The organism is Brucella anthropi ATCC 49188, assembly GCF_000017405.1.
In the GTDB taxonomy this organism is placed as follows: Bacteria; Pseudomonadota; Alphaproteobacteria; order Rhizobiales; family Rhizobiaceae; genus Brucella; species Brucella anthropi.
The window spans coordinates 1,526,049-1,550,775 of record NC_009668.1 but is presented as its reverse complement, the minus strand read 5'-3'; the positions used below and the strand labels follow the sequence as shown (position 1 = coordinate 1,550,775).

Here is a 24,727-nt window from a genome sequence, read left to right as displayed (position 1 = left end):
TAACAAGATGGCATTTCGAGAGGTGTAAGCGCTGCGAGAAATGAACACTGGTATTGACTTAGAAACAAATGTTCATTAATCGATAGCGCATCAGAGGAGACTGCGAGAATTTTGCAGGGATGTTCAGGAGGAAACGATGGCAACCAATGTGGCGTTGACAGGTTTGGCGCGTGACATGCAGGCGCGGGCGGATAGTGGGCGCCCAATTCGCATCGGACTGATTGGCTCCGGCGAAATGGGCACCGATATAGTCACGCGCGTTGCGCATATGCCGGGCATCGAGGTTGGCGCTATTTCTGAACTGCGCGTTCCCAATGCACTCAAGGCCGTGGATATTGCTTTTCAGGAAGAAGGCCATGGCCGCGAGGTCTCGACAGCTTCCGACCTGACTGCTGCTATGGAAGCGCACAAGGTTGCTGTAACCGACAATGCCAATCTGATCCTCGAAAATGATCTTATCGATGTCGTGATCGATGCAACCGGTGTTCCGGCTGTGGGGGCTGAAATCGGCCTGCGCGCTATGGAGTATGGCAAGCATCTTGTCATGATGAATGTCGAAGCGGACGTCACCATCGGTGCTTATCTGAAAGCCGAAGCTGAACGCCTTGGCGTGACCTATTCGCTGGGCGCAGGCGATGAGCCGTCATCCTGCATGGAGCTGATCGAGTTCGTAAGCGCTATGGGCCACCCAATTGTGGCTGCGGGTAAGGGTAAAAACAATCCGCTCAATATTGATGCTGTTCCGGATCAATATCTGGAAGAAGCCACGCGCCGTAACATGAATGTACGTATGTTGGTGGAATTCGTTGACGGTTCAAAGACCATGGTTGAAATGGCGGCTATTGCCAATGCCACAGGTCTTGTCCCCGATAAAGCTGGTATGCACGGCCCCGCTGCAACGCTCGATCAGCTCAATAAGACGCTGATCCCTGAAAAGGATGGCGGCGTGCTGTCGAAGGTTGGTGTGGTTGATTACTCTATCGGCAAGGGTGTTGCGCCGGGCGTATTTGTCGTGGCCGACATGTCGCATCCGCGTATTTCCGAGCGCATGGAAGATCTGAAGATGGGCAAGGGGCCGTATTTTACGTTCCATCGTCCGTATCACCTGACTTCCCTTGAAGTGCCACTCACCTGCGCCCGCGTTGTGCTCTATGGCAAGCCGGACATGGTTCCGCTTTCAAAGCCGGTCGCCGAAGTGGCAGCCGTTGCAAAGAAAGACATGCAGCCGGGCGAAAAGCTCGATGCCATCGGCGAATATTGCTACCGCGCGTGGATCATGACTTCGGGCGAAGCGCGCGATGCGCACGCGATCCCTTGCGGGCTTCTGCAAGGCGGCAGCGTGACCAAGCCGATCAAGAAGGGCGAGCTCATCACTTACGATAATGCGGCTGTGGCACCTGGTTCCAAGATTGCCGAACTGCGTGCACGTCAGGACAAGCTCGTTTACGGAGCGTGAGGACAAAACATCATGGTTCAAGCCAAAAAAGTCGAACCGCAGGATACGGGCGACCGTCACAATTTGCCTTATGCTTTCCGCACTTATTCGCCGGAACAGCTGAAGGAAGCACTGCATAAAATGTATCTTATCCGCCGCTTTGAAGAAGGCGCGGAAGAAAGCTACACGCGTGGCCTTATTCACGGAACGATGCATCTTTCTATCGGGCAGGAAGCGAGTGCGATGGGATCGTGCCTGCCGCTCAACGACGATGACATGATTACGTCGACCCATCGCGGCCACGGTCATTGCATCGCCAAAGGTGCAGACGTGAAGCGCATGTTTGCGGAGTTTTTCGGCAAGGAAACCGGCTATTGCAAAGGCCGTGGCGGCTCGATGCACATTGCCGATGTTTCCAAGGGAAATCTCGGTGCGAACGGTATTGTCGGCGGAGGTATCCCGATTGCGGTAGGTGCAGCTCTTTCTGCAAAGAAGCAGAAAAACGGCAAGGTGGTCGTTTCGTTCTTTGGCGATGGTGCGAACAATGAGGGTGCTTTTCACGAAGCACTCAATATGGCCGCGGTCTGGAAGTTACCGGTCGTTTTCATCTGCGAAAACAATGGCTACGGCATGTCCACCTCGACCAAGCGCTCTACGGCAGTTGCCAATGTTGCTGACCGCGCCTCGGCCTATAACATGCCGGGCGTGATCGTGGATGGCAACAATCTGTCGGAAGTGGCAGAGGCCGTGAACGAAGCCACCGAACGCGCACGGCGCGGCGATGGGCCTACGCTCATTGAAAACAAAACATACCGCATTCGTGGTCATTCCAAGAGCGATCGCAACCGCTATCGCACCAAGGAAGAAATTGAGCATTGGCAGCATGATCGCGATCCAATCGCGCATTTTGAGGCCGACTTGAAAGCCTATGGCTTCATCAATGACGCCGAGATCGAGGCAATTCGTGCTGAGGTGGAAAAGGAAATCGCTGACGCGATTGAGTTTGCCAAGAACAGCCCCGTGCCTGATCTGACCAACCTGACCCGCGACGTTTACACGGACGATATTTGAACATGGACACGACAATCCGTGAGTTGAGCTACTCGCAAGCCATTCAAGAAGCTATGGCAATTGCCATGGAACGCGACGACCGCGTTTTTCTGATGGGTGAAGATATTGGCGTCTATGGCGGCGCATTTCAGGTGACGGGTGATCTGGTGCATCGCTTCGGCGAAGACCGGGTTATGGACACCCCAATTTCAGAACTGGGCGGCGCAGGTGTTGCTGTCGGCGCAGCACTGACCGGCATGCGCCCGATCTTTGAATTCCAGTTCTCCGACTTTGCAGCACTTGCTATGGAGCAGATCGTCAATCAGGCAGCAAAAATCCGCTACATGCTTGGCGGTGCGGTTTCTGTGCCACTGGTCATGCGCTTTCCTGCAGGTTCGGGAACGGGTGCCGCAGCACAGCACAGTCAGAGCTTAGAGGCATGGCTTGGCCATGTTCCGGGCCTCAAGGTTTTGCAGCCCTCGACACCTTATGATGCCAAGGGCATGTTGCTTGCAGCCGTTGAAGATCCTGATCCGGTTATGATTTTCGAGCACAAGCTGCTTTACAAAACCAAAGGTCCGGTTCCTGAAGGCTTCTACACCGTGCCAATCGGGAAGGCGGAAGTGGTTCGCGAGGGGCGCGATCTGACCATCGTTGCAACCGCAATCATGGTGCACAAAGCACTTGATGCGGCCGCTGAACTTGCCAAGGAAGGCATTGATGTTGAAGTGATCGATCTGCGCACCGTGCGCCCGATTGATCGCGAAACCATCATTAAAAGCGTCAAGAAGACGTCCAAGCTTCTCTGCGTTTATGAAGCGGTGAAGACGCTTGGTATCGGTGCTGAAATCTCCGCAATCGTCGCAGAAAGTGACGCTTTTGATTATCTCGATGCGCCAATCGTGCGTCTTGGCGGGGCAGAAACTCCAATTCCTTACAATCCTGATCTTGAACGTGCGACCGTTCCACAGGTGCCTGACATCCTGAAAAGCGCTCGTGATCTGGCTAAAGGAGTGCGCTGACCATGGCTGTGGAAGTCATTCTCCCCAAGGTCGATATGGATATGGAGACGGGGCAGATTTCGCGCTGGTATGCCAAGGATGGTGATACTGTCACGAAGGGCCAGCTTCTCTTTGAAATTGAGACTGACAAGGCGGCGATGGAAGTCGATGCTCCGGCATCAGGCATCATTGCGGATATCAGTGCCGCAGAAGGCACTGTTGTCCCGGTTGGTCAGACTGTCGCCTGGATTTACGACGAAGGTGAAGAACGTAGTGCCAAGTCAGCGCCCGTCGTTGAAGAGCCAATTGTTGCTGTGCCCGTCGAAACTATCATTGAGACGGTAGCACCAAACCCGGTTGAACCAAAATCCTCCCAAGACGATAAAAATGGTTCAGCTGATGATGTGCGGGCAACGCCGCTTGCACGGCGGCTCGCCCGTGAAGCAGGCATTGATCTCGCCACCATTCAGGGCTCAGGTCCGAAGGGCCGCGTGCAGAAGAAGGACGTTGAAGGCAATACCGGCATTGCGAAGCATACAGTATCGGCTAAATCGCCTGCGATTAAAAATGCTGAACCATCCGCGCCCGGTCAGCTCAATGCAGTCTGGTTGCGTGAGGGCGAGGCCGATCGGTTGCCGATTGTGCTGATCCACGGCTTTGCCGCAGACCTCAACTCATGGCGTGGCTTGTTTGCCGGGGCATCGCTTGGCCACCCGATACTGGCGCTTGATCTTCCGGGACACGGTAATTCGCCACGTGTTGTTCCTGAAAGCATCGATGATATTGCTACGGCAGTCGAAGCGACGCTTTCTGCTTTCGGCGTGACGTCGTGCCTGCTGGTTGGTCACTCGCTTGGCGGAGCCGTCGCCACAGTCACCGCTGCGCGTGGTGTTGTCGATGTGCGTTCCCTGTTGCTTATTTCTTCGGGGGGCTTGGGACCGCAGGTCAACGGCGCGTTCATAAAAGGTCTCGTCGGCGCGAAAAGCGAAGCCAGCATCGTTCCCTGGTTGAAACTGCTCGTTGCCGATGAGAGCCATCTGACGAAGCCGTTCATCAATGCAACAGTTGCTCAAGCCGCTGATGCAGAACTGCGCGATACGCAGGAAGCGATTGGTCATCGGTTTTTTGCGGATGGCACACAGACTTTTGAGGTTCGTTCAAGCATTGCTTCGCTTGCAATGCCGGTGCGGCTCATCTTCGGTGCCGAAGATCGGGTTATTCCCGTTGCCCAGGCCCATGGTTTGCCAGGGAAAGTTGGCGTCCACATTTTCGCAGGTTGTGGACATATGCCACAAATCGAAGAGCGGGCTGCGGTGTTGCAAATTCTCAAAGAATGCGCCGCCGCTGCCAATTAATACGAGCCTAAAGCAATTTAAAAAGCACATCGTTTGCGACGATGTGCTTTTTGTTTTTAGCCTTATTAAGCCTTGTCTTTCAGCATCTGTGTCGCACTTTCTTCATCGGTGATGAGAACGGTGGGTTTCAGAAGTTCGATTGCACCAAGCAGAGCGGCAATCTTCTCTTTGCCGCCTGATGTAAGAATACGCTGCGGCGTCTTCTGAAGACTTTCAATTTTGGCCGACATGACGCGGTCGTGCACGGGATCATCAACGATCTTGCCGTTCTTGTCATAGAAGTGGAAAAGTACGTCGCCAACAGCGCCATTTGCAATGAGCGATAGCTTCTGTTCCTCGTCAATCAGGCCGACGCGATAAGACGTGCTGCTGGCTGTCTGAATGTCACCGACGCTGAGCAGCACCATGTCGAGTTGCTCTGCCATATCAAGCACAGTGTTCAAGCCGCAGCGCTCGATAAGCGCAATCCGGGTTTCCTTGCTGTCAACCAACGCAGGCGCTGGGATCAGATAGCCTTCGCCCTGAAAAATCTGCGCAAATTGCCATGCAAATTCCGGCGGGTTCGAGCGCCGTGGCTGCACAATACCGCCGAGCAAAGAAATGACTTTGAGGTCATTAAGCGGACGCGCACCAATATGTTGAAGCGTGCTGGAAAGAGTACGCCCCCAGCCGACGCCAATCGTCATGCCGTGCTGCACCTTTTCCGACAGATAGGCGCCAGTGGCAGCACTGATCGGTGGAATAGGATCAATGTCGGATGAAGAGAGCGGCGCGACAATCGCGCGTTCCAGACCAAAGGTCTTTTCAAGCTCCACTTCCAATGCGGTCAAGCTTGCCAGCTTGCCTTCGATGGTAATTTTTACTTCATTGCGAGCACGGGCATCAGCGAGAAGACGAACGATTGTGACACGACCAACACCAAGCGCTTCTGCGATGTCATTCTGGGTCATTTGTTCGACGTAATACATCCACGCGGCACGCGTTCTCAACCGGCTCGTGCGGTTTTCGGCGGCAACGCCTTCCGATCCAATGATGAGGTCAGCTGTCTCCGGATTCTTTTGCGTCTTCTTGCCAGCTTTTTTCAAAATAATCCCTCAAATTATTGGCGCAATACTGCTTTATAGAAGTGATACTCTTAAAGCGAACCTATTGCTTTTCCACGTGAAGGCAAACAATAATTCATGTGCTCTGTCCAGGCTGTTCCGGTGGCGCTTCGGTTAAGGAAAATGAACATGTTACGCATTCTTTCGGAAGAAATTGCAGTCAATCTGAAAGACCGGCTGCGTGAGGTTCGATATATGATTCGCCGCAATCGTCATGAAAGTTTGCAGGGCGAACAGGCCTCTTCGCGTCCGGGTGAAATCGTGTCACCGGAACTGCTGCTGGGACATGCCGCGAGCATGATGGACAAGGCACTGACGACGGCTGAAACAATCTCCATTTCGCTGATTTCATCGAACCCGAATGTTCATAACAGTGCGCCGCATGTGAGAAGCTTGTCGGTTTATTTCGGCGCCGGAGCCGAGGGCGTGCGCGCGTTCCGCAAGGATATGTACTATCTCACGAAGGAAGTGCTCCGCCGCCATCAGTTGCAGAATGTGCTGATTCAGGAAGCTGTGTTTGTCACGGTGCATGCAAACGTGATGCGCGAACATGGAGCTCTCTTGAAGAGCGCGGTTGCCGCCGAGGCGGGCGACAAAAAAGTAGCCGAAACGGCCAAGGCCATCACGGCCATGTTTTTCGAGCTTCTTGCGGAAAAGCCGGTTCGTTTTATCTCACTGGATGGTCATTGTGATCCGCAGGCTTTGCGTAAATTCGAAACGATGTGTTTCGCTGCTGTTGGCCTGGCATGTGGGCTGGCGACAGCCAAAGCTGGCGACCTGGAAGGAATTGATCCACTTGAGAGTGCCATTCTGGCTTTGGACGCAAGACATAAGCGTCTGATGCAGGCCGCTGAAGATCGAGATCATCCACAGCTCGAAAATCTGTTCCAGACCTTGATTGCACACCTGCCATAAAACAAAGCCCGGATACGATGATCCGGGCTTTGTTTTATGGATGCATCGCAGATGAGGCTTAGTTTCCAAACATATCTGCGATCAGCTTTTTTGCACGGGGGATTGAAGCGGGGCTCATGCTGAACTCGGTCAGCCCCATGCGCATAAACTCTCCGATAAGTTCCGGCTTACCTGCGGCTTCTCCACACATGCCCACCATGATGCCTGCTTCGGTACCCGCCTTTGCGGTCATCTCGATTGCCGCCATGACAGCCGGGTGGCTTACGTCGTTGAGCTTCGCAACGGTTGGATTGAGCCGGTCCGCAGCCATCACATATTGCGTCAGATCATTGGTGCCAATGGAGAAGAAAGCCGCTTCTTTTGCAAGCTCGCGGGCCGCAAAAACCGCCGCTGGTGTCTCAATCATCACGCCAAGGTCGAACTCGGCGAAAGTTTTACCTTCGCTTTTAAGTTCGCTGATGCATTCTGCGATCAGTCGTTTGGTTGCGCGAATTTCTTCGACATCCGAGACCATCGGCAGCATCACCTTGAGGTTGCCGTTGACCGCTGCGCGCAACAAGGCGCGCAACTGCGGCTTGAACACATCCAAACGATCCAGACACATGCGAATGCCGCGCCAGCCAAGGAAAGGGTTCTCTTCCTCGGGAAACTCGATGCCTGCAATGGGCTTATCGCCACCGATATCGAGGGTGCGGACAATAACCGGATGTGGTGCAAATGCTTTGAGAAGCGCCGAATAGGTTTCGGTCTGCATATCTTCGGACGGCAGATGAATATGCTTCATAAAGAGAAGCTCAGTGCGGAAAAGACCAACCCCCATGGCGCCGGCTTCGAGCGCGACGTCGATCTCCTCAAGTGCGCCCATATTGGCGGCAACTTCGATAATATTTCCATCTGCGCGTCGAGGAATTATCGAGCGGTAAGCATCAAGCGCCTGCTTTTCCTGCATTGCTTTGGAAATACGCGCTTCGATTTCGTTGCGGATAGCCAGGTCTGGATCGGAATGAACGATGCCGAACGTTCCATCCACTGCTACGGTCTTTGCATTCTCGAGCTCATGGATTGCACTTCCCAGGCCAAGAACAGCCGGAATGCCATGCGTGCGGGCGATGATCGCAACATGCGATGTGGCGCCGCCATGTCCGCAGACAACACCTTTGATTTTCTTGAGCGGTGCACGTGCCAGATCCCAGGCGCCGATGTCTTCGGCAATAAGCACCGATCCTTCCGGCAAGCCTTCCAGATTGATATCTTCCTTGCCGAGAAGTGCAAGACAGATCTGGCGACTGACGGCATGCACATCATCTGCACGTGCATTAAGATAGTGATCGTCGAGTGCCGCAAACTGCCCGGCAACCGTGGAAGCTGCAGCAAGCATCGCCGAAATGGCATCTAAACCATCTCGAATGAGCCCAAGTGCTTCGTCGGTCAGGCTATCATCCGCAGCAATATCCTTTAATGCCGCAATGATGCCTCTGTCAGCGTCAGCGAGGTTGCCGCTGGAGAGCGAAGCATCCATGCGTTGCTGTACCGTCGCGATAGCCGACTTAAAATGGGCAATCTCGGTGTCTATTTCAGATGCAGCAAGCTTCCGGCCCAACGGCTTGATTTCTTCAGGAAAAAACGGAAACGCAGTGCCCAATGAGATGCCTTCGCTCGCACCAATACCTTTTATCTGACCCGTGGGCAGCTTTATCGTAATCGCAGGCTGAGTAGCGGCTGGCGGCGCGGTTTCTGCTTGAGGGGTAGCAGCGGGTGCAGCAGCCTCTTCAAGGCCAGCCTGCGGGTTTTCCAGATAGCCGATCAGCGCTTCGATGGCTTCAATGGCATCGGCACCATCGGCACGAACGGTCACTTCATCAAGCTCTTTCACACCAAGCAGCATCAGCTTGACGGAGCTTTTGGCACTTACGCTTTTTCCGGCCTTGGCGATTTCGATGTCACTTTCAAAACCTTTGGCCAGTTTAACGAAGCGGGTTGCGGGGCGCGCATGCAGCCCTTCATGCACCCGGACGATAGTCGAGCGTTCCATTTATATAAGCCTCAAAGCGACATCTGAAACATTCCAACATCCTGAATGTCGAAACTTGTTTCAATTATCTGTTTTAACACGCAATTCTAAATCCAATGATGGTCAGATTCAGCCGCCGATGGCGATAATCTGCCCTTCTTTGAGAGCAGCGACAAGCTCTTCGCCGACGATTTCAGTAGCGCAAATTTCGCCTGGACGATCTGTCGATTGTGCGCCCGTAAACGAAATAACGACGTGGCCGATTTCGCGTACTTTTTGCCAGGCGCTATCACCGACAGCAGTGATTTCTGCGTTGAGTGAGCCGATGGTGATGCGGGCTCCGACAGCAGGTGCGGACACTTCAGGTCCTTCTTCCACGATATGCATTACGGAAACTTCAGCGAGTTCGGGTGGCGATCCATCCGCAAAAAGAATGAGAACGCCGCCTTCAGCGAGATCCGCAACTTCCGGGCCGATTGCGGTGATCCGCGTTTTCAGATGTATCGACATAGAGGCGGTCCTTTCTTGGTATGGTCTTCGATACTCGGGAAAATCGACGAAGAGCATCGCTATTGCATATGTTTGGGAGATTGCCTGCCGCCGCTTTTGCTGCGACAGGCTGAACGTCTTAAAGTACTGCGAGGCTGACAACCCATGCGATTAGGACCGAAAGTGGCCCCATGATCTGACGGCTGATCAGAACTGCCGGAACACCAATTTCGATTGTCTTGGGTTTCGCTTCCCCGAGCGCCAGACCAACCGGCACGAAGTCACAACCGACCTGCGTGTTGTAGGCAAAGAGCGCAGGCAGGGCCATAGCCGGAGCGATGGTGCCGTTGGCGATCTGCGGTCCTATGATCGCCACGCCGACGACCTGCGCGATAACTGCACCTGGTCCGAGAATCGGCGACAGGAACGGCAAGCCGCAGATGGCGGAAAGCACGAGCAAGCCGACAATATTATTGGCTAGGGGTCCAAGCGGCTGGGCAAGAATATCGCCAATGCCTGTATAGAGGATCAGACCGATCAGCATGGTCACGAATGCCATGAATGGCAAAACGTTACGGATAACCTGATCGATTGTGCGGCGACCCGCCTGGAAGAAGATACCAACCACACGGCCCATGACACGACCGATACTGCTGATCAGTCCGACCAAGCCGCCTTCGCTCGGCTGTTCTACCGGAGCAGGCTCTTCTTCAACTGCGGCAACTGCAGGGGCAGCGGTGGCCGAGCCATCAGCAGAAACGATGTCTTCCGGCTTCACACCTGACACGTAAATGTCCTCGGTGATAAACTGTGCCAGTGGCCCGGATTGTCCAACCGGTGTGATGTTTACCGTTGGAATGCGCTTGCGCGGATAGACGCCGCAACGGGCAGTGCCGCCACAATCGACAACCACAACTGCCATTTCGCTTTCGATTGGTGGTGAGCGGAAGCCGTCAACGGCCTCTGCTCCGGTCAGTTCAGCGATCCGGCGTGCAAGCGGATGAATGCCGCCGCCAGTGACCGAAACCACCTTGTTGCGTTGCTCTGTCGGCTGAATGACAAGCGGACCGCCCCAGCCATTTGAGCCGCGGGAAATTTTAACTGCCTTATAGGTCTTTACCATGTCGTCCTCCCCAATTCCCGCTTAAAGCTCAATGCCTTGACGCCGCGCCATGATGGCGGTGATGCGTTCTGTGAGCATGCCTTTAAGGAGGATCACGACGAGACCAACGATGGCGTACCAGATGGCGACGTTGATGTGATAACCCGTTGGAACTGCGCCCTTCTTCTCAAGTTCGAGAAGTGCGACGAGCACGCCGCCCCAGACAAAGTATTCGCCTGGATTGATATGCGGGAAGAGGCCCAGTGGCGGATGAACATAGGAGACAGCCGCGTCATAGAAGGCGGGCTTGTATTTCTCGTCCAGAAACGAACCGAATGTGTAGGCCATCGGGTTGGTCAGGAAGAACACCGAAAGAACCGGCAGAACGGTATAGCGAGTGAGCGCGATACGTCCGGCGCTGCGGGCAATGCCATGGACGCGCTTTTCACCGACCAGTTCGGTTACGGCATAGAAGGCGGTCATCAGCACGACGAGCGTCGGGATAATACCTGTTACAAACCCGGCAAAAACTTCGCCGCCCTTCTGGAAGACGCCAATGAAATGCTTGCCGATTGAAGCAAGCCAGCCCAGCTGTTCTTCCTGCTGGACGTTCTGAAGGCGTTCCTTGAACTGATCAACGGTAATTCCGCCGCTGCCGGCATCGGCTGGCGCGGTGGTTGTTGCTTGTGCAAGCTGCAGAAGATCATTTCCCGCGTGGTCTGCGGCATGTTTGCCATGCAGGGCCGCATCGGAAATCATGCTGCCAGCCATATGTATAGATTGCATTGTTACGTCAGCATGTTGTGCCAACATCGTCACTATCGACATTGCTCCTCCTCGATTGCTTGTTTCAGGCAAGCAACTCCTATGCTCCCACTGCCTTCAGACCTTCGAGTTCGATCCCATCGGATTGATCTCTTATGCGACCGATCTGCTCTATCGCCTGCTTGGCAGCAGCCACCACTTCAGGCGTTCCTTCTCCAATTGTAGGATTGTCCTGCAACTCGCTGAGGCGCATTCCCTCAAAGCCTTCGCGGCGGCTGAATTTTGCAAAAACTGTTCGTCCGCTCATTTGCAGGAAGCGTCGCACCACCAAATTGCGGTCTACGACGAGCAAAACAATGACGCCTCTGCCAAAGCGACCTCGCACATGACCCGCGCCGACAAAGCCGTCAGAATATTTCGAGGTGATGCCTTTCATCACATCGGAATAGTGACGCATCTGAAACCAGACGCCCAGAGACTGAAAGCCCCAAAGCAAGGCGAGCGCCAGCAAAGCCCATTGCCAGATAGCCATTTTGTTCTCCTCCCACGAAGGACAAATAGGATATTTTCCGAGTTCGTCCTTCAGCAAATAGAGAACATTTGTCTTCTTGAATGTCAATATGTATAATTTTGTCAACGAATGAAGACGAATGACGACTGACATTGCAATCGGTTTCGCATAATGTCGTTTGTAAACGGGAGGCCGCTCGCAACATGGATTTGCTACTCAGAGAACAAATGGCATCGATGCCTGATTTGCGTCATCGGTTGCGCCAGCTGCGTTGGTTCAGGGCGACGTTCCGCAAGCATGCCAGTCTGCTGCATGAGCTTTATGGCGTCGAATATGAGATTGATGAAAAGAAGCTCACAGAAGCCTTCCTGAACTGGGTAGAGCTCGTTGATCAGAACAAGCGTTTTGCCAAAGTGGACCGCAAAGATTTCATCACCTTTGCCGCAGGTCTTGTGTTGCGAGAGCTGATCCGTTTGTCGCCTGCGAAGGTCGTTTCGCCGCCAAAGCACGCTGCAGACGATGCCGCGCGTCTTTACGAAATCGTCAGCTTCTGGCCAGAAGGTTTTCTCTACACAAACTACTGTATCTGCGCGATTGCTGCTGTGCAGGAGCAGGAATTCGGTACTGTTCCGGATATCGATCAGTGTGCTGATGAGCTGCGGACATGGTGGTCTTACAAGGAAAACGTCTCGGAAATGCCGGGTTATGCGATTGCATTTCTCGATAAGTTTCTTGGTAGCGAGCCGAACTGGGTCATGCCGGATCTGGCTTCGGCGCGTGCAGCGGTGAAGCGTGCTTTGGGGGCTGATAATCCGGTCACGAAGATCCAAAATAATTAGTGGCCGCTTTGTTCCAGTGCGGAAAGTGCTTATTCCACTCGGAATATCTGCGTTTAACCAGCACCGGAGCCGGGCATTTCAAAGGCTCATATTCCACCATACCAGTCATAGCCATAGTCCTCCCAGTAACCACCTTTCCCACCCTGAATGGCCGCAAAGCTTGAGACAAGCTCAATCGACTTGATGTATTTGCTCATCTTGTATCCGAGTTGTCTCTCTACGCGCAGACGAAGCGGAGCTCCGTTTTCTACCGGCAGGACACGATCATTGAGACCATATGCCAAAATAGTCTGCGGATGACGGGCGTCGATGAGATCTATGCTGCCGTAAAATGACGCTGCTCCTTTCGCGCCGTCTACCCTATCGAAGCAGTGGAAGACGACAAAGCGCGCGGATGGCGTGGGGCGTGTCACATCGAGAATCTGGCTCAAGGGGACGCCTGTCCATTTGGCGATTGTACTCCAGCCTTCCACGCAGTCGTGGCGGGTGGTCTGGGTGCGCCCTGGCATGTTGCGCAGTTGCTCCAGCGAAAAACTTGTCGGTTTTTCCACGAGACCTGTTACCTGCAAAACATAGTCTGAGAAATCGGCTGCGCGAAGTGCGTCATATTCTTCCGTCGCAGGATTGGTTTCACCATTCGGTTTTTGACCCTGACGCAGCTCGCTTTCCCCATACTCCCTTGCAAGTGCATTATGTCCCTGCAGTTGCCGTTGAATGAGGTAGGTCAGATCGTTCGCCTTTTCGAGGACTTGCCGCGTAGCGCTTTCGTTGTTGCCGACAAAATCGAAAGCATCACAACCGCTCAACATAATGGAAGAGGCTGCGGCTCCGGAAAAAGTTAGGAACTTTCGTCTGGAAAGATTCAGCTTGCTCATGGGTGCCTGTCCTCGTCTTTTTTCGGAAGATCGGCGCGATACCAACCAGAAATCATCGATCGCATTTCGTTGAACGGACCTGCCGCAAGCACCATCACGATATGAATGACGACGAATGCGCAAAGCAGGAAAACGGCTACAAAATGAAGAGTGCGGGCTGTCTGGCGTCCGCCGAGCCATTCCGTCAGCGGCAGTACGGCATCCATGCCGGGAGACATGGCCAGCCCCGTAATTATAACCATCGGGAAAAGCCCGAAAAACACCATACAATAGGTCAGTTTCTGCATAGGATTGTATGTTTTCCCATGCTGGAAGCGAAACTTGAGATGGTTAAGAATATCGCCGGGCAGGCTCTTTATATCCAATGCAGATGGCAGTAACTCGTTCTTCAGATGCCCGTTCAGAACACTCCCGACCAACCATAGCATGAGCGTGCCCACCAGAACCCAGGCGAAGAAGAAGTGAACCACACGTCCGGTTGCCAGATCGCGATAGGATGGAATGATCAACGCTGGGGGAAATGCCTGATAGTCGGGAGCGCTTGTGGTTCCTGATACGCCGAGAAAACCGGTTGTCTGGAAGCTTTTGCCCAAGATATCGACACGACCTTCAGGGCCGCTTTCGCCCTCGACGGCATAAATTGCCAGAATGGCATTATCATAGTCGAAACCGGATTCGTTGCCGAGATAGAGCGTGGGGTGCGCATTGAATATCTGCAGCCCGGACAGCAGCAGAAAGAAGAGGCTGGCAGCCCAAATCCAGTGTGTGAGGCGCGTCAGCAGACGCTGGCGATAGACGAGCTGTTTCATGATGTTGCGCTCCGGTAATTTGCCCGCCAGTCGTGAGGGAAGACTGGCGGGCCAGAACAATTACTGTGGCTTCTTCATGGAGTCGGACTGCATCGTGTCCTGTTTCATGGCATCGTTCTTCATCGCTTTGTCGTCATGTTTCTTCATTTTCTTTTTTGTATCGCTATGCATGGCATCGCCTTTCATGGCGTCATGCTTGCCCATGGAATCCTTCTTCATAGTGTCAGACTTCATGGTGTCGGTTTTCATCGCGTCTTGCGCGAAAGAAACCGGCGTGAAAGATATAGCGGCAAGCAGGGCGAGCGCCGGAAGGACGATGATGTTCTGTTTGATGGTCATGACGATACTCCTGTTCATCTGGGCGCCAGCGGCGCGTAACGGGAGGAGTTTCGACAGGCAGAGGCAAATGGTTACACCGATCACGGCGATGTGATCACCTCATTGGAAGATGTAACCTTTTCCGCTTCTTTCACGAATATGCCGGTGATTGGGAGTTGTAACCTGACCTATTCGAACGAAGAGAGGTTGAAAAAACTGATGATACTGGCGCTCGACGGAGACAAGGCAGCCTATCGGACCTTGCTTGAGGATCTGTCGCGCCGACTGAAACCTTATTTTCTACGGCGTCTTTTCGGCGATAAATCGCAAGCGGAGGACCTTATTCAGGAGACTTTGCTGGCGATCCATACCCGACGCATAACCTATGATCGAGGCATGGCGTTTCTACCCTGGGTGAATGGAATTGCACATCACAAGCTTGTCGATCATCTACGCCGTCACGGGCGTGAGACTGCTACACCTCTGGAAGAGGATGTTCCTGTGTCCGATGATGCTGAAGCCGCCGATGCGCGCATGGATGTGGACCGGATGTTGAGCAGTGTTTCCGAACGCACGGCAGGTTTGATCCGCAAAGTAAAAATCGAGGGACAATCCATAGATGAAGCCGCACGTGACACCGGCTTGAGTCAGAGCGCGGTCAAAGTCGCCATCCACCGCGGTCTTGCAACAATAGCGAAAAGATTTGGAGGCAAAGGGCATGACCGATGATCTGATCGACAAGCTGACAGCAGATGTCAAACCGGTTGGCCCTCACGCAATGCGCCAGCTTTTCTTGCGCTATGCGACGGGAGGCATTGTAGGCGGGCTTGCGATTATGCTGGTTTTCCTTGGCGTGCGTCACGATTTGTTGTTGGCGATGACGACGACAGCCTATTGGATGAAATTCGGCTACGCAGTCCTGCTTTTATTGATACTGATCCCCGCATTATTCACCTTGTCGCGGCCCGTTCGCACGGGATTGCACTGGTTGCCGCTGGCCATACTTCTGGCTTGTCTTGCAGGCGCTGCATCAATCCAGCTGCTGAACGCCGAGCCCGGACAAGCAGAGGTGTTGATATGGGGGCGGACGGCGTTGGTCTGTCCATGGTTGATTGTTCTCATAGCTCTTCCCATGCTCGGGTTTCTGCTTACTGCCATGCGGCGACTTGCTCCGGCCGATCCTGCTCTGACCGGTCTTGTCGCCGGTATCGTTGCTGGCGCAGTAGGAGTTCTCATCTATTCACTACACTGTCCGGAATCCGGGATGCCGTTTATTGCAATCTGGTATACGCTCGGCATCGCAATCATGGGTTTTTTGGGCATGATTGGCGGGCGCGTTTTACTCAAATGGTAAGACCTGAAAGCGCACAGCTTCTATCCTGGTTTGAACCAGTAACAGACCTCTCACTGGCGAGTTAACTGCTAGCCCCGGACGAGTAGGCTTTGATCTTGGTTGAAACACGGCTTTGCCGTGCGCTCTGCATAACGGTGGCGGAACCTCGTCGTCTTCAAAGCAAACATGGTGAATTAAACTCACTGGGCAATAACGGTCAAAAACATTTTGGATTCTCCCCAGAATGCGTTAGCGTCTTCGCAGTTCCGTGGGAGGACCTTATGAAATGCAGTGGGGGAAGTAATCTGCAAAAACTTCCCGCTTAGTCGTGGTGTCTGCACCATGGCAAAATCTATTGGAGTGAGGAGGAAATATGCAAATCTTTAATCGGAAAACGACTGTTTCTCTGGCTATCGCATTGGGGCTTGTGTTCGGTGCTGCGCAAGCGAAAGCCGAGGAGTTTGTAAATATTCTGACCGGTGGCACCAGTGGAGTCTACTACCCGCTCGGCGTCGCTATGGAAAAAATCTATTCGAGCATTCCTGATGTGCGTCCCTCGGTTCAGGCGACGAAAGCATCCATTGAGAATATCAATCTCATCAACAGCGGTCGGGGTGAAGTGGCGTTCACGCTGGGCGATTCCCTGCGCGATGCCTATGAAGGCAATGAAGCAGCTGGTTTTAAAAAGAAGCTCACCAATCTGAGCACGCTTGCGGCAATCTATCCGAATTATGTGCAGATCGTCGCCTCCAAGGAATCCGGCATCAAGACATTGGCTGATCTCAAAGGAAAGCGTTTGTCCGTCGGTGCACCGAAATCGGGAACCGAACTCAATGCGCGCACCATTCTGGGGGCTGCCGGACTTTCCTATGATGATCTCGGCAAGATCGAATATCTGCCCTTCGCGGAATCCGTCGAGCTGATGAAGAACCGCCAATTGGATGCAACCTTGCAATCTTCCGGACTTGGCGTCGCCTCGCTGCGCGATCTTGCCAATTCCGTGGACATCAATGTGGTTGAGGTTCCGGCAGACGTTATCGAGAAAATCGGCGCACCGTATCAGGTCAACACGATCCCGGCGAATACCTATAGCGGGCAGGACAAGGATGTCGTGACAGCTTCCGTGATCAACTATCTGATCGTTCGCCCCGATATGGATGAAGAACTGGTTTACCAGATGACCAAGGGGCTATTCGAAAATCTCGACCAGCTAACTGCCGCCCATTCTTCCGCAAAGGCAATCAAGCTCGATAAAAGCACCATCGTGTCACCTGTTCCGGTTCATCCCGGTGCTCTGCGTTACTACAAGGAAAAAGGCATCGAATAGGCTGGCAGCAATCCTGCGCGGCGGTTGGTACCCGGGTGACATTCCCGGGTTCCTTCCTTTTTCTGACAGACGGTGTCCGATCCTTGTTAATCGGATCGCTCCCTTAACTGTTCATTTTAAATGCACAATCTGATGAAGGTTCGTTCATGACGCAGAGCGAGAACAGCGCCGTAGAATCGGCCGAGCATATTCCCGCCTGGGGCACAGGCACAGGCGCAAAAGTCCTGTTTGCCATCGCCGTGGCTTTTTCGGTTTTCCAGCTTTGGACTTCCGCTTATTCACCACTGCCAAGTCAGGTGGTCCGCTCCGTCCATGTCGGATTTCTGCTTCTGCTTCTCTTCGGCCTTTACGCCAATGCGAGCACAGTCGCTGCAAAGCGAGCGGCCTTCTGGCTGGCGGCCATCGTTGCTTTCGTGCTCAGTCTTTATCATTGGGTTTTCTACGAAGACCTGGTGATCCGGGCTGGCGAACCCAACACGCCGGATATCATAATCGGCATTCTCGTGGTCGCTCTCGTCTTCTGGGCGGGAAAAAAGATGATGGGTTGGACCTTACCTCTCATCTGCGCGATCTTTCTGGCTTACGGCTTGTTCGGACAATATCTCCCGCACCCGTTCAACCATCGCGGATATGATTTCGAGCAAGTGGTCGAAGTTCTCTTTCTGGGAACAGAAGGAATTTACGGCACGCCGATTTATGTCTCATCGAGCTATATTTTTCTTTTCATCCTGTTCGGCGCATTTCTCGAACGCGCGGGCATGATCCAACTCTTCAATGACATTGCCATGGGAACGGTTGGCGCGTCGCGTGGCGGCCCTGCAAAAGTTTCGGTGATTTCGTCGGCCTTGATGGGAACGATCAACGGTTCCGGTGTCGCCAATGTTGTGACCACAGGCGCTTTCACCATTCCGCTCATGAAGCGCTCCGGTTTCCGCCCGGCATTCGCGGGTGGTGTCGAAGCCGTTGCGTCTATGGGTGGCCAGATCATGCCCCCGGTCATGGGGGCGGTTGCTTTCATCATGGCTGAAACGCTGGGTCTGCCTTATGTTGAGATCGTCAAAGCGGCAATCGTGCCTGCTATTCTCTACTTCATAACTGTCTTCGTGATGGTTGACCTTGAGGCGCGTCGCCTCAAGATGAAAGGCCTCAATAAAAGCGAAATGCCAAGCGCTCTCGAAGCAATCAGAAAACGCTGGTTTCTGGTGCTGCCGCTCGTCGCATTGGTGTGGCTCCTTTTCTCCGGCTATACGCCACTTTTTGCAGGCACTGTCGGCCTCAGTCTGACCGCGCTCATCATTCTCGGCGTGCCGGTTTCCGGCTCGATGTCGATGCCTTTGCGTGTGCTGTTCTGGGTCGCGCTTGGCGTCATGTCAGCAGCAGCTTTCGGCACGACCTTCAACATTTTCGGCTATGCCCTGCGCGGTATTACGCTGATCATCGCCCTCGTTGTGCTGCTGGTCATGATAAATTTTCTGGTGCGCGGTGGTCGGGAAACGCTCGGTCTGTGTCTTCAGAGCCTCGGGGAAGGTGCCAAGAATGCGCTGCCCGTGGGCGTTGCCTGCGCGCTGGTTGGCATCATCATTGGCATTCTGGCGCTTACCGGAGCCGGTTCGACATTCGCTCGTGTGATTGTCAGCGTTGGAGAAAACTCGCTGTTCTTTTCGCTGGTGCTGACCATGCTGGCCTGTCTTGTGCTTGGCATGGGTATTCCGACTATCCCAAACTACATCATCACATCCTCGATCGCTGGCCCAGCACTCCTTCACCTGGAAGTGCCGCTTCTGGTATCGCACATGTTCGTCTTCTATTTCGGTATCATGGCTGATCTCACGCCGCCTGTTGCGCTTGCGGCTTTTGCGGCAGCGCCAATCGCGCGCGAGTCCGGCATGAAGATCGGCATGCAGGCGATCCGTATTGCGGTTGCGGGTTTTGCCGTGCCTTTCATGGCGGTGTACGAGCCGGTCATCATGCTTCAGGAAGGGGGGCCTCTTTCGGAAACGCTCGGGTTCTGGCCTGCATTCGCCTATATGTTCGTCAAGGCACTACTCAGTATTTTACTTTGGGGCGCAGCTGCTATCGGCCATCTTCGAACGCCGTTGAACATGTGGGAACGCATATGGGCTTTCGTCGCTATCGCGCTGATGCTCGCAACCTATCCCTATAGCGATGAACTCGGTTTTGCTGCCTGTGCAGCTTTCCTTGCATGGCATTTCTGGAGATCGCGACCGTCCGTCGTCGCGTCATCCGGTTGATGGCGGTCTGCATTGCGACGGCTGGCGGCGTACTGAAAATCGCCGCCACGAGCTTTGTTCTCTCATGGACGCACAGCGTTGAGAAAGTGCCATGGCAGGAGTTCTGGAATGTTACGTCCCAGGGCTTGGTATTGTCAGAAGCTCGCATCAAAGGCTCTGGCGCAGGCATGGATCCACCTGCCGATGCCGTTCTTAAGGACGGTTGGTATATCTATCACCCAACCATCCCTCCGCGTCATGAAATTGTTCTGGCTGCCTCCGGCAAGACGACTGGAGGCTGGACTTTCTGTTCGGAACAAAAATGTGTTGAACTTGGAAAGACGGAGGAAACACCGATCCATATCAAGTCGTGTAGTTAGGTTTCTTTTACCTGTAGTTCACTCGTTCTACTCACCTTGATGTGCGACGGCTTTGCACAAGGAACCTGCGAAATAGCGTTTTGCTGCGACGTGATTTTCCTGTGAGCTGGGAAAAACGGGGAGCCATTATTGCCCCCCGTTTCATAGGCGACGTGATGAGAATTAGTGCCCGGAAAGGACAAGGGTCTGCACAGGCATCATCACGGCTTGTATTCGCAGGATCATGGCATGAACGAGCGCGGTTGCGTCGACGGCATGCAGGAATATCGACCGCAGCGTACCCGCTTCACCAGATTGCAGTTCCTCGTGATTGCTCGTGTAGGCATTGGCCACACAACTGCTACCCGGGGGTATGCCTGCAAGCTGTCCTTCGTAGAGAGGCTCCAGAGTGACTGTGATTGTTCCTGGTTTCGCCAATTGCTGGATGTCGACCAACTGATCGCTGGCGCGTACCTGTCCACCAGCGATAACGTCTTGCACCTCGGTTACTACCATGGGTATAATCATGAACGGCTTTCCGATACATGTAGCTTCAGCAATCATGCCGGGCTTCATGACTTGTGCCTCAATCTGTCCGAATCCTGCGATAAGAGCCGTTCGGCCTGCTGTTTCCGGCACCAGTATGCCAGCAGGGCGAAGCAACGGATTGACGACTTCACCTGCACGCAGGGTGAACTGTTGAACGGTTCCCGAAACGCCCGCCTTCACGATCGTTTTATTAAGTTCAACTTCCGCCTGCGCAGCTGCGGCCTCGGTGCTGGCCCTCTGCGCCGGAAGTAATGAGGTGATTTTGGTTTCGAGCGTCTGCTTGCTGGCGGTTGCGGCTGCCAGTTCGCTGCCTTTACCATCGGCTATCGACTGGAGACGTTCAATATCCTTGCGGGCGACGATGTTTGGGTTGCGGCGTTGCAGTTCAAGCTGCGTGTTTACATCGTTCTGTGCCTGAACAAATGCTATCTCACCTTGCTTGATACGGGCGTCGGCAGCGACAAGATCGCTTTTGGCGACAACCATCTCCGCATCGATTTCTGCAATGCGTTTCCGGGCTGTTTCCAGTGCGGCTTTTTGCTTGCTGTCATCGAGCTTGAAGAGCGCCTCGCCGGCTTTCACCTTCTGGTTTCGCGAGACATATACCTCATCGACACGTCCGCCTATTTCCGGAAGGATGGTAACGGTTCGAAATGCAGCCGTTACGTTAGATGTAGACGGATGGTAATAGAATATCATCGTAATCAGGGAAATTGTGAGGATGAGACACGCCGTGATCCCCCATCTGAGCTCAAACCACATGGAATAGATCGTGATCTCGTGTCCAATTCGCTTTCCTTGGCCAAATCGACGGTAAAGATAATCTGGAAGTATAGTGATCATCGAACAAAGCAGGAATTCGAACATTATTTCTGCTCCTCTTTGTTCTGATCGAGGGATAATCCGCTGTCGGGCGCGGTTGTCGAAGCGGCAACATTTTGCGGCGCCGGTGATGCAGCCTGTGACGAAACATCATCGCCTGTCGTTGGGGCGGATGGCGGGATCGTCAGGTGAAGTCCTCGCCGTGCAATGGTACGCAGAGACCTTGCCATTGATGTTACCGGCGACAGGAAGTCTGGAAGATCCGTCATTGCCAGCAAAAGAGCTGCAATCCAGAAGAGCTGATTGTGGGTGAAGAGCGCTATCAAGCCCAATACAGCAACAAGCTGAATCTGAATCTTGTTCGTCTGATGAGCGATGTGTTCGGGGAGAGCATGGAGTCTCAGGTAGAGAATACCAGTTAAGAATACTACGCAGATAAGAAAAATAATGACGATGTTCAAAAGTACATCGGTTTGACCTGGGGGTGTTATAAATGCGGGTATGTGTCCGGCCGCTGCTTTATGCACGGCATCTGCTGATTGAACCATGTTGCCTCCAGCCTTTGTTTGTTGGCGTCCCATACGCTTCACCGGATGGTGGCGATAGAGAGCGCGGCTGTTCACCAACAAATGTGCCCGAAAAATGTCAGGCACTCCTTATTATATCAGATCGCAATAACGTTGTCGGAATTTCATTTTAGGATAGGGAAAATTACCAAATGCGCCGAGAACTATAAACAAAGTAAGCCATGGTTAGCCGCTTGGAGCCTGATATCGTCACGTTCATTATGATTCAGGTTCTTGTGTTCAGAGAAATGACAGCAAAGTCTTCTGCTTGTTTCGACGCTCAGGAAGCTTCTGCTGCTTCTCGTTTGATGACCTTTGGCATCCCTTCCGACTGGATTGCGTGAAGCGTATCACGCAGCGCTGAACCGAATACGCCATTTGTTAGCTTACTGGGAAGGATATCGGGACACACAGACGCAACCGCACGGATTATTTCCTCGGGCGTCTTGATATCTTTCAAGCCGGTCTGAAGCTCGGTCGCTTTGGGGTCATTCAATGGAACCGGGTGGCCGTCGTCCTCCTTTCGAGCCAGATAGGCGAGCCACGCAGCGAGAGCAAATACGAAGGGTCCGTACGGTTTGCCCGATGCCAGAGCTTCCAGGGCCGGGGTTGTGATGCGTTGGGGAAGCTTCTGTGTCCCATCCATTGCAATCTGTGCGGTGGAATGGGCTATAGCCGGGTTGGCGAACCGCTCTACAAGAACCGCAGCATAGGCGTCGAGATCAATGGACAGTCCTTCTACAGTTGCCGCAGCGGCAGCAAGGTGACGACGGACGAGTACAGCATGATCCGGGTCGGCCATCACGTCTCGGACAAAGCTTTTATCCGAGAGCTGCCCGCTATAGGCAAGCATCGAGTGTGTCCCGTTCAGCATTCGCAGTTTCATGTTTTCATATGGGGCGACATTGTCGACAAAGAGAGCGCCAGCACATTCCCATTCCGGTCGTCCGGCACAGAATTTGTCCTCAATCACCCATTGGCTGAAAGGTTCGGTTTCAACGGCAGCGTGATCTTCTCGCCCCGTCAGCTCCACGGCGAGCTTGGCGGTCTGGGCATTTGACGCCGGCGTGATCCGATCCACCATAGTGGACGGGAAGGCGACTTTTTCTGCTATCCAGCGCGAAAGCAGTCTTCCACCCGTTTGATCGGCGAATGCCAATACTGCGTCCCGCAACTTCTGACCATTGTGAGAGAGATTATCGCAACTGAGCACCGTGAAGGGTGGCAATCCACCGGTCATACGGCGAGATAGCGCTGCCACAATAAGCCCGATCACGCTGGTGGGCGCGTCTGGATTAGCGAGGTCGGCGACGATTGCCGGATGCTCACGATCCAGCCTACCGTCACTGGTGATGCCATATCCTTTTTCCGTTACGGTTAAACTGACGATGCGACATCCGGGCGAGGTCATCGCATCCAGGGCATCATTGCCAACCGTCGGGCCGGATAGCACCCGGTCCAGTGCGCCAATCACATGTGCTTCTGTGACCGGACCGCGTGTGATCAGGGTATAGCGGCCGTCCTGTGGATTCAGACTATCAGCAACGGCGGTTCCGCGCAGCGACACTCCCGTCACCCGCCAATCGCCACCTTTTTGCGCCAACACGGTATCGGTATAGGATAACAAGTGCGCGCGGGCAAAATTGCCGAGGCCGAGATGAACAATACCGACCTCGTGATTTTCGGGAGTATAAGCGGGCCAGCTGGCCGCCGCGGCATCGTTCACCAGTGCTGAAAGCCGTGTCACTTGTCTATCCTGACATTTGGATGGGACAGGGCGGTCATGATTCCGCGCAATTCGGCCAGGCCTTTCAGGCGCCCAATGGATGGATAACCCGGCTGAGCGCGTCGGTTCAGATCATCGAGAATATCCTGACCGTGATCGGGGCGCATAGGAATGCGCCAGTCGGCACGACCTTCGGCCTTGCGGCGGTTCTCCTCTGACAGGATGGCCGCAATCATCGCCACCATATCCGTATGGCCTTCAAGATGAGCGGCCTCATGGAACGATCCGCCAAGGTGGGGTTCTTCAAGTGCGACATTGCGCAAATGCAGGAAATGCACACGGTCACCCAGGCGTTTCATCATACCTGGCAGGTCATTATCGGCGCGCGCGCCCAGTGAGCCGGTGCAAAGTGTGATACCGTTCGCCGGAATGTTTACTGCATCCATGACCGCTTTATAATCAGCTTCGGTGGACATGATGCGCGGTAGTCCGAGAAGGGGGAAGGGCGGATCGTCTGGATGGCAGCACAGACGTACGCCAAGCTCTTCCGCAAGCGGACTCACCTCTGCCAGAAAGTCGATCAGGTGGTTTCGCAGGCGCTCTGGCGAAATATTGTCGTAATGGGCGAGATGAACCTTCACATCGTCCATCGACATGCGTTCGGCAGCGCCAGGCAGACCGAAGACGACGTTGCCGGAAAGCTCAAGCCGCCGCTCCTCGGACATCTCCGCAAAACGCTTGCGTGCAGCTTTGATGAGTTCAGGTTTGTAACTGTCCGATGCGCCCTTGCGTTCGAGCAGAAACAGATCGAAGACGGCGAAATCGAGGGCGTCGTAACGCATGCAGGTTGCCCCGTTCGCCAGCCGATAGGCAAGGTCGGTGCGTGTCCAGTCGAGGATGGGCATGAAATTGTAGCAAATGACCTCGATGCCTGCGTCACGCAGGTTATGCATCGATGTCTTCCAGTTCGAGATATGAGTTTTCCAGTCACCTGTCTGGCGTTTGATATCTTCTGAAACCGGAAGGCTTTCCACGACTTCCCATTTCAGTCCCGAAGGTTCGCCGTTCTTCATCCGGGCAATTTCGACCTGCCGTTTTTCGATTTCGGCGGGCGACCAGACGGATCCGGTCGCCACATGGTGCAGGGCGGTGACAACGCCTTCAACACCTGCTTGTAGCATATCATCGATGGATACGAGGTCCTTGGGGCCAAACCAGCGCCAGGTCTGTCTCATT

The 24,727-nt window shown here is 53.9% G+C and carries 24 protein-coding genes; 11 read left to right on the top strand and 13 right to left on the bottom strand.

Annotated features, from left to right (window positions below):
• The first annotated feature begins 136 nt into the window (after positions 1–136).
• From OANT_RS21235 to OANT_RS21220, 4 genes are read left to right on the top strand one after another with little or no spacing between them, the layout of a single operon-like run.
• The gene (locus tag OANT_RS21235; protein ID WP_012093446.1) at positions 137–1,456 is read left to right on the top strand and encodes an NAD(P)H-dependent oxidoreductase; all 1,320 of its coding nucleotides are present in this window, start codon (positions 137–139) and stop codon (positions 1,454–1,456) included.
• Positions 1,457–1,468: 12 nt separating this feature from the next.
• A complete protein-coding gene (locus OANT_RS21230; protein ID WP_012093445.1) occupies positions 1,469–2,506 on the top strand; it encodes a thiamine pyrophosphate-dependent dehydrogenase E1 component subunit alpha in 1,038 nt (345 codons plus the stop codon).
• Positions 2,507–2,508: 2 nt separating this feature from the next.
• Entirely contained in the window at positions 2,509–3,507 is a 999-nt protein-coding gene (locus tag OANT_RS21225; protein ID WP_012093444.1) for an alpha-ketoacid dehydrogenase subunit beta, read from the top strand.
• A gap of 2 nt (positions 3,508–3,509) precedes the next feature.
• Positions 3,510–4,841: an acetoin dehydrogenase dihydrolipoyllysine-residue acetyltransferase subunit gene (locus OANT_RS21220; RefSeq protein WP_012093443.1), complete on the top strand. Its 1,332-nt coding sequence runs from the start codon at positions 3,510–3,512 to the stop codon at positions 4,839–4,841.
• A 65-nt stretch (positions 4,842–4,906) separates the two neighbouring features.
• Here the strand turns inward: OANT_RS21220 and OANT_RS21215 are convergent, their stop codons facing one another.
• Positions 4,907–5,926 (bottom strand): sugar-binding transcriptional regulator, encoded by a 1,020-nt coding sequence (locus OANT_RS21215; RefSeq protein ID WP_012093442.1) that lies wholly within the window; start codon positions 5,924–5,926, stop codon positions 4,907–4,909.
• A 147-nt stretch (positions 5,927–6,073) separates the two neighbouring features.
• Here OANT_RS21215 and OANT_RS21210 point away from each other — a divergent pair, with 147 nt between their 5' ends.
• Positions 6,074–6,859 carry a hypothetical protein gene (locus tag OANT_RS21210; protein WP_012093441.1) on the top strand — a complete coding sequence of 262 codons (786 nt, stop codon included), beginning with the start codon at positions 6,074–6,076 and terminating at the stop codon, positions 6,857–6,859.
• Positions 6,860–6,917: 58 nt separating this feature from the next.
• Here the strand turns inward: OANT_RS21210 and ptsP are convergent, their stop codons facing one another.
• From ptsP to OANT_RS21185, 5 genes are all read right to left on the bottom strand, one after another.
• Complete coding sequence (gene ptsP / locus OANT_RS21205; protein WP_012093440.1) at positions 6,918–8,891, bottom strand: phosphoenolpyruvate--protein phosphotransferase; 1,974 nt, start codon at positions 8,889–8,891, stop codon at positions 6,918–6,920.
• Positions 8,892–8,999: 108 nt separating this feature from the next.
• Positions 9,000–9,380 (bottom strand): PTS glucitol/sorbitol transporter subunit IIA, encoded by a 381-nt coding sequence (locus OANT_RS21200; protein ID WP_012093439.1) that lies wholly within the window; start codon positions 9,378–9,380, stop codon positions 9,000–9,002.
• Positions 9,381–9,498: 118 nt separating this feature from the next.
• Entirely contained in the window at positions 9,499–10,482 is a 984-nt protein-coding gene (gene srlE, locus OANT_RS21195) for a PTS glucitol/sorbitol transporter subunit IIB (RefSeq protein ID WP_012093438.1), read from the bottom strand.
• 21 nt (positions 10,483–10,503) lie between these two features.
• The gene (gene srlA / locus OANT_RS21190) at positions 10,504–11,289 is read right to left on the bottom strand and encodes a PTS glucitol/sorbitol transporter subunit IIC (RefSeq protein WP_012093437.1); all 786 of its coding nucleotides are present in this window, start codon (positions 11,287–11,289) and stop codon (positions 10,504–10,506) included.
• A gap of 37 nt (positions 11,290–11,326) precedes the next feature.
• Positions 11,327–11,758, bottom strand: coding sequence for a transcriptional regulator GutM (locus tag OANT_RS21185; protein WP_012093436.1), 432 nt, complete (start codon positions 11,756–11,758; stop codon positions 11,327–11,329).
• Between the two features lie 182 nt (positions 11,759–11,940).
• Between OANT_RS21185 and OANT_RS21180 the strand changes: the two genes are divergently transcribed.
• Positions 11,941–12,576, top strand: coding sequence for a hypothetical protein (locus OANT_RS21180; RefSeq protein WP_012093435.1), 636 nt, complete (start codon positions 11,941–11,943; stop codon positions 12,574–12,576).
• Positions 12,577–12,662: 86 nt separating this feature from the next.
• Here the strand turns inward: OANT_RS21180 and OANT_RS21175 are convergent, their stop codons facing one another.
• From OANT_RS21175 to OANT_RS21165, 3 genes are read right to left on the bottom strand one after another with little or no spacing between them, the layout of a single operon-like run.
• On the bottom strand, positions 12,663–13,451 hold the full coding sequence (locus OANT_RS21175) for a molybdopterin-binding protein (RefSeq protein ID WP_012093434.1): 789 nt from the start codon (positions 13,449–13,451) through the stop codon (positions 12,663–12,665).
• Positions 13,448–14,260 (bottom strand): cytochrome b/b6 domain-containing protein, encoded by an 813-nt coding sequence (locus tag OANT_RS21170; protein ID WP_012093433.1) that lies wholly within the window; start codon positions 14,258–14,260, stop codon positions 13,448–13,450. The genes OANT_RS21175 and OANT_RS21170 overlap by 4 nt, the downstream gene beginning before the upstream one ends.
• Positions 14,261–14,320: 60 nt before the next feature.
• Positions 14,321–14,599, bottom strand: a complete 279-nt coding sequence (locus tag OANT_RS21165) for a pentapeptide MXKDX repeat protein (protein WP_012093432.1) — start codon at positions 14,597–14,599, stop codon at positions 14,321–14,323.
• A 198-nt stretch (positions 14,600–14,797) separates the two neighbouring features.
• On the opposite strand from OANT_RS21165, the gene OANT_RS21160 reads away from it, so the two are divergent.
• The 5 genes from OANT_RS21160 to OANT_RS21140 all read left to right on the top strand — a co-directional run bounded on the left by OANT_RS21160 (position 14,798) and on the right by OANT_RS21140 (position 19,849).
• On the top strand, positions 14,798–15,307 hold the full coding sequence (locus OANT_RS21160; protein WP_040128595.1) for a sigma-70 family RNA polymerase sigma factor: 510 nt from the start codon (positions 14,798–14,800) through the stop codon (positions 15,305–15,307).
• The gene (locus OANT_RS21155) at positions 15,297–15,932 is read left to right on the top strand and encodes an NrsF family protein (protein ID WP_010659282.1); all 636 of its coding nucleotides are present in this window, start codon (positions 15,297–15,299) and stop codon (positions 15,930–15,932) included. The genes OANT_RS21160 and OANT_RS21155 overlap by 11 nt, the downstream gene beginning before the upstream one ends.
• Before the next feature lie 352 nt (positions 15,933–16,284).
• Complete coding sequence (locus OANT_RS21150; protein ID WP_012093430.1) at positions 16,285–17,238, top strand: TAXI family TRAP transporter solute-binding subunit; 954 nt, start codon at positions 16,285–16,287, stop codon at positions 17,236–17,238.
• 146 nt (positions 17,239–17,384) lie between these two features.
• Positions 17,385–19,490: a TRAP transporter permease gene (locus tag OANT_RS21145; RefSeq protein WP_012093429.1), complete on the top strand. Its 2,106-nt coding sequence runs from the start codon at positions 17,385–17,387 to the stop codon at positions 19,488–19,490.
• Positions 19,490–19,849: a DUF1850 domain-containing protein gene (locus OANT_RS21140; RefSeq protein ID WP_012093428.1), complete on the top strand. Its 360-nt coding sequence runs from the start codon at positions 19,490–19,492 to the stop codon at positions 19,847–19,849. The genes OANT_RS21145 and OANT_RS21140 overlap by 1 nt, the downstream gene beginning before the upstream one ends.
• A gap of 162 nt (positions 19,850–20,011) precedes the next feature.
• Here OANT_RS21140 and OANT_RS21135 read toward each other — a convergent pair whose 3' ends face one another.
• The 4 genes from OANT_RS21135 to uxuA form a co-directional block, all read right to left on the bottom strand.
• Positions 20,012–21,244, bottom strand: a complete 1,233-nt coding sequence (locus OANT_RS21135) for an HlyD family secretion protein (RefSeq protein WP_012093427.1) — start codon at positions 21,242–21,244, stop codon at positions 20,012–20,014.
• Entirely contained in the window at positions 21,244–21,747 is a 504-nt protein-coding gene (locus OANT_RS21130) for a hypothetical protein (RefSeq protein WP_012093426.1), read from the bottom strand. Before OANT_RS21130 ends, OANT_RS21135 begins: the two co-directional genes overlap by 1 nt.
• Positions 21,748–22,045: 298 nt before the next feature.
• Positions 22,046–23,512, bottom strand: coding sequence for a mannitol dehydrogenase family protein (locus tag OANT_RS21125; RefSeq protein ID WP_012093425.1), 1,467 nt, complete (start codon positions 23,510–23,512; stop codon positions 22,046–22,048).
• Positions 23,509–24,726 (bottom strand): mannonate dehydratase, encoded by a 1,218-nt coding sequence (gene uxuA / locus OANT_RS21120; protein WP_012093424.1) that lies wholly within the window; start codon positions 24,724–24,726, stop codon positions 23,509–23,511. Before uxuA ends, OANT_RS21125 begins: the two co-directional genes overlap by 4 nt.
• Between the last annotated feature and the right edge of the window lies 1 nt (position 24,727).

Excerpts from the sequence above, each read along its gene's own strand:
- OANT_RS21235 (WP_012093446.1), top strand. The coding sequence starts at position 137 with ATGGCAACCAATGTGGCGTTGACAGGTTTGGCGCGTGACATGCAGGCG.
- OANT_RS21230 (WP_012093445.1), top strand. The coding sequence starts at position 1,469 with ATGGTTCAAGCCAAAAAAGTCGAACCGCAGGATACGGGCGACCGTCAC.
- OANT_RS21225 (WP_012093444.1), top strand. The coding sequence starts at position 2,509 with ATGGACACGACAATCCGTGAGTTGAGCTACTCGCAAGCCATTCAAGAA.
- OANT_RS21220 (WP_012093443.1), top strand. The coding sequence starts at position 3,510 with ATGGCTGTGGAAGTCATTCTCCCCAAGGTCGATATGGATATGGAGACG.
- OANT_RS21210 (WP_012093441.1), top strand. The coding sequence starts at position 6,074 with ATGTTACGCATTCTTTCGGAAGAAATTGCAGTCAATCTGAAAGACCGG.
- ptsP (WP_012093440.1), bottom strand. The coding sequence starts at position 8,891 with ATGGAACGCTCGACTATCGTCCGGGTGCATGAAGGGCTGCATGCGCGC.
- OANT_RS21200 (WP_012093439.1), bottom strand. The coding sequence starts at position 9,380 with ATGTCGATACATCTGAAAACGCGGATCACCGCAATCGGCCCGGAAGTT.
- srlE (WP_012093438.1), bottom strand. The coding sequence starts at position 10,482 with ATGGTAAAGACCTATAAGGCAGTTAAAATTTCCCGCGGCTCAAATGGC.
- srlA (WP_012093437.1), bottom strand. The coding sequence starts at position 11,289 with ATGTCGATAGTGACGATGTTGGCACAACATGCTGACGTAACAATGCAA.
- OANT_RS21185 (WP_012093436.1), bottom strand. The coding sequence starts at position 11,758 with ATGGCTATCTGGCAATGGGCTTTGCTGGCGCTCGCCTTGCTTTGGGGC.
- OANT_RS21180 (WP_012093435.1), top strand. The coding sequence starts at position 11,941 with ATGGATTTGCTACTCAGAGAACAAATGGCATCGATGCCTGATTTGCGT.
- OANT_RS21175 (WP_012093434.1), bottom strand. The coding sequence starts at position 13,451 with ATGAGCAAGCTGAATCTTTCCAGACGAAAGTTCCTAACTTTTTCCGGA.
- OANT_RS21170 (WP_012093433.1), bottom strand. The coding sequence starts at position 14,260 with ATGAAACAGCTCGTCTATCGCCAGCGTCTGCTGACGCGCCTCACACAC.
- OANT_RS21165 (WP_012093432.1), bottom strand. The coding sequence starts at position 14,599 with ATGACCATCAAACAGAACATCATCGTCCTTCCGGCGCTCGCCCTGCTT.
- OANT_RS21160 (WP_040128595.1), top strand. The coding sequence starts at position 14,798 with ATGATACTGGCGCTCGACGGAGACAAGGCAGCCTATCGGACCTTGCTT.
- OANT_RS21155 (WP_010659282.1), top strand. The coding sequence starts at position 15,297 with ATGACCGATGATCTGATCGACAAGCTGACAGCAGATGTCAAACCGGTT.
- OANT_RS21150 (WP_012093430.1), top strand. The coding sequence starts at position 16,285 with ATGCAAATCTTTAATCGGAAAACGACTGTTTCTCTGGCTATCGCATTG.
- OANT_RS21145 (WP_012093429.1), top strand. The coding sequence starts at position 17,385 with ATGACGCAGAGCGAGAACAGCGCCGTAGAATCGGCCGAGCATATTCCC.
- OANT_RS21140 (WP_012093428.1), top strand. The coding sequence starts at position 19,490 with ATGGCGGTCTGCATTGCGACGGCTGGCGGCGTACTGAAAATCGCCGCC.
- OANT_RS21135 (WP_012093427.1), bottom strand. The coding sequence starts at position 21,244 with ATGTTCGAATTCCTGCTTTGTTCGATGATCACTATACTTCCAGATTAT.
- OANT_RS21130 (WP_012093426.1), bottom strand. The coding sequence starts at position 21,747 with ATGGTTCAATCAGCAGATGCCGTGCATAAAGCAGCGGCCGGACACATA.
- uxuA (WP_012093424.1), bottom strand. The coding sequence starts at position 24,726 with ATGAGACAGACCTGGCGCTGGTTTGGCCCCAAGGACCTCGTATCCATC.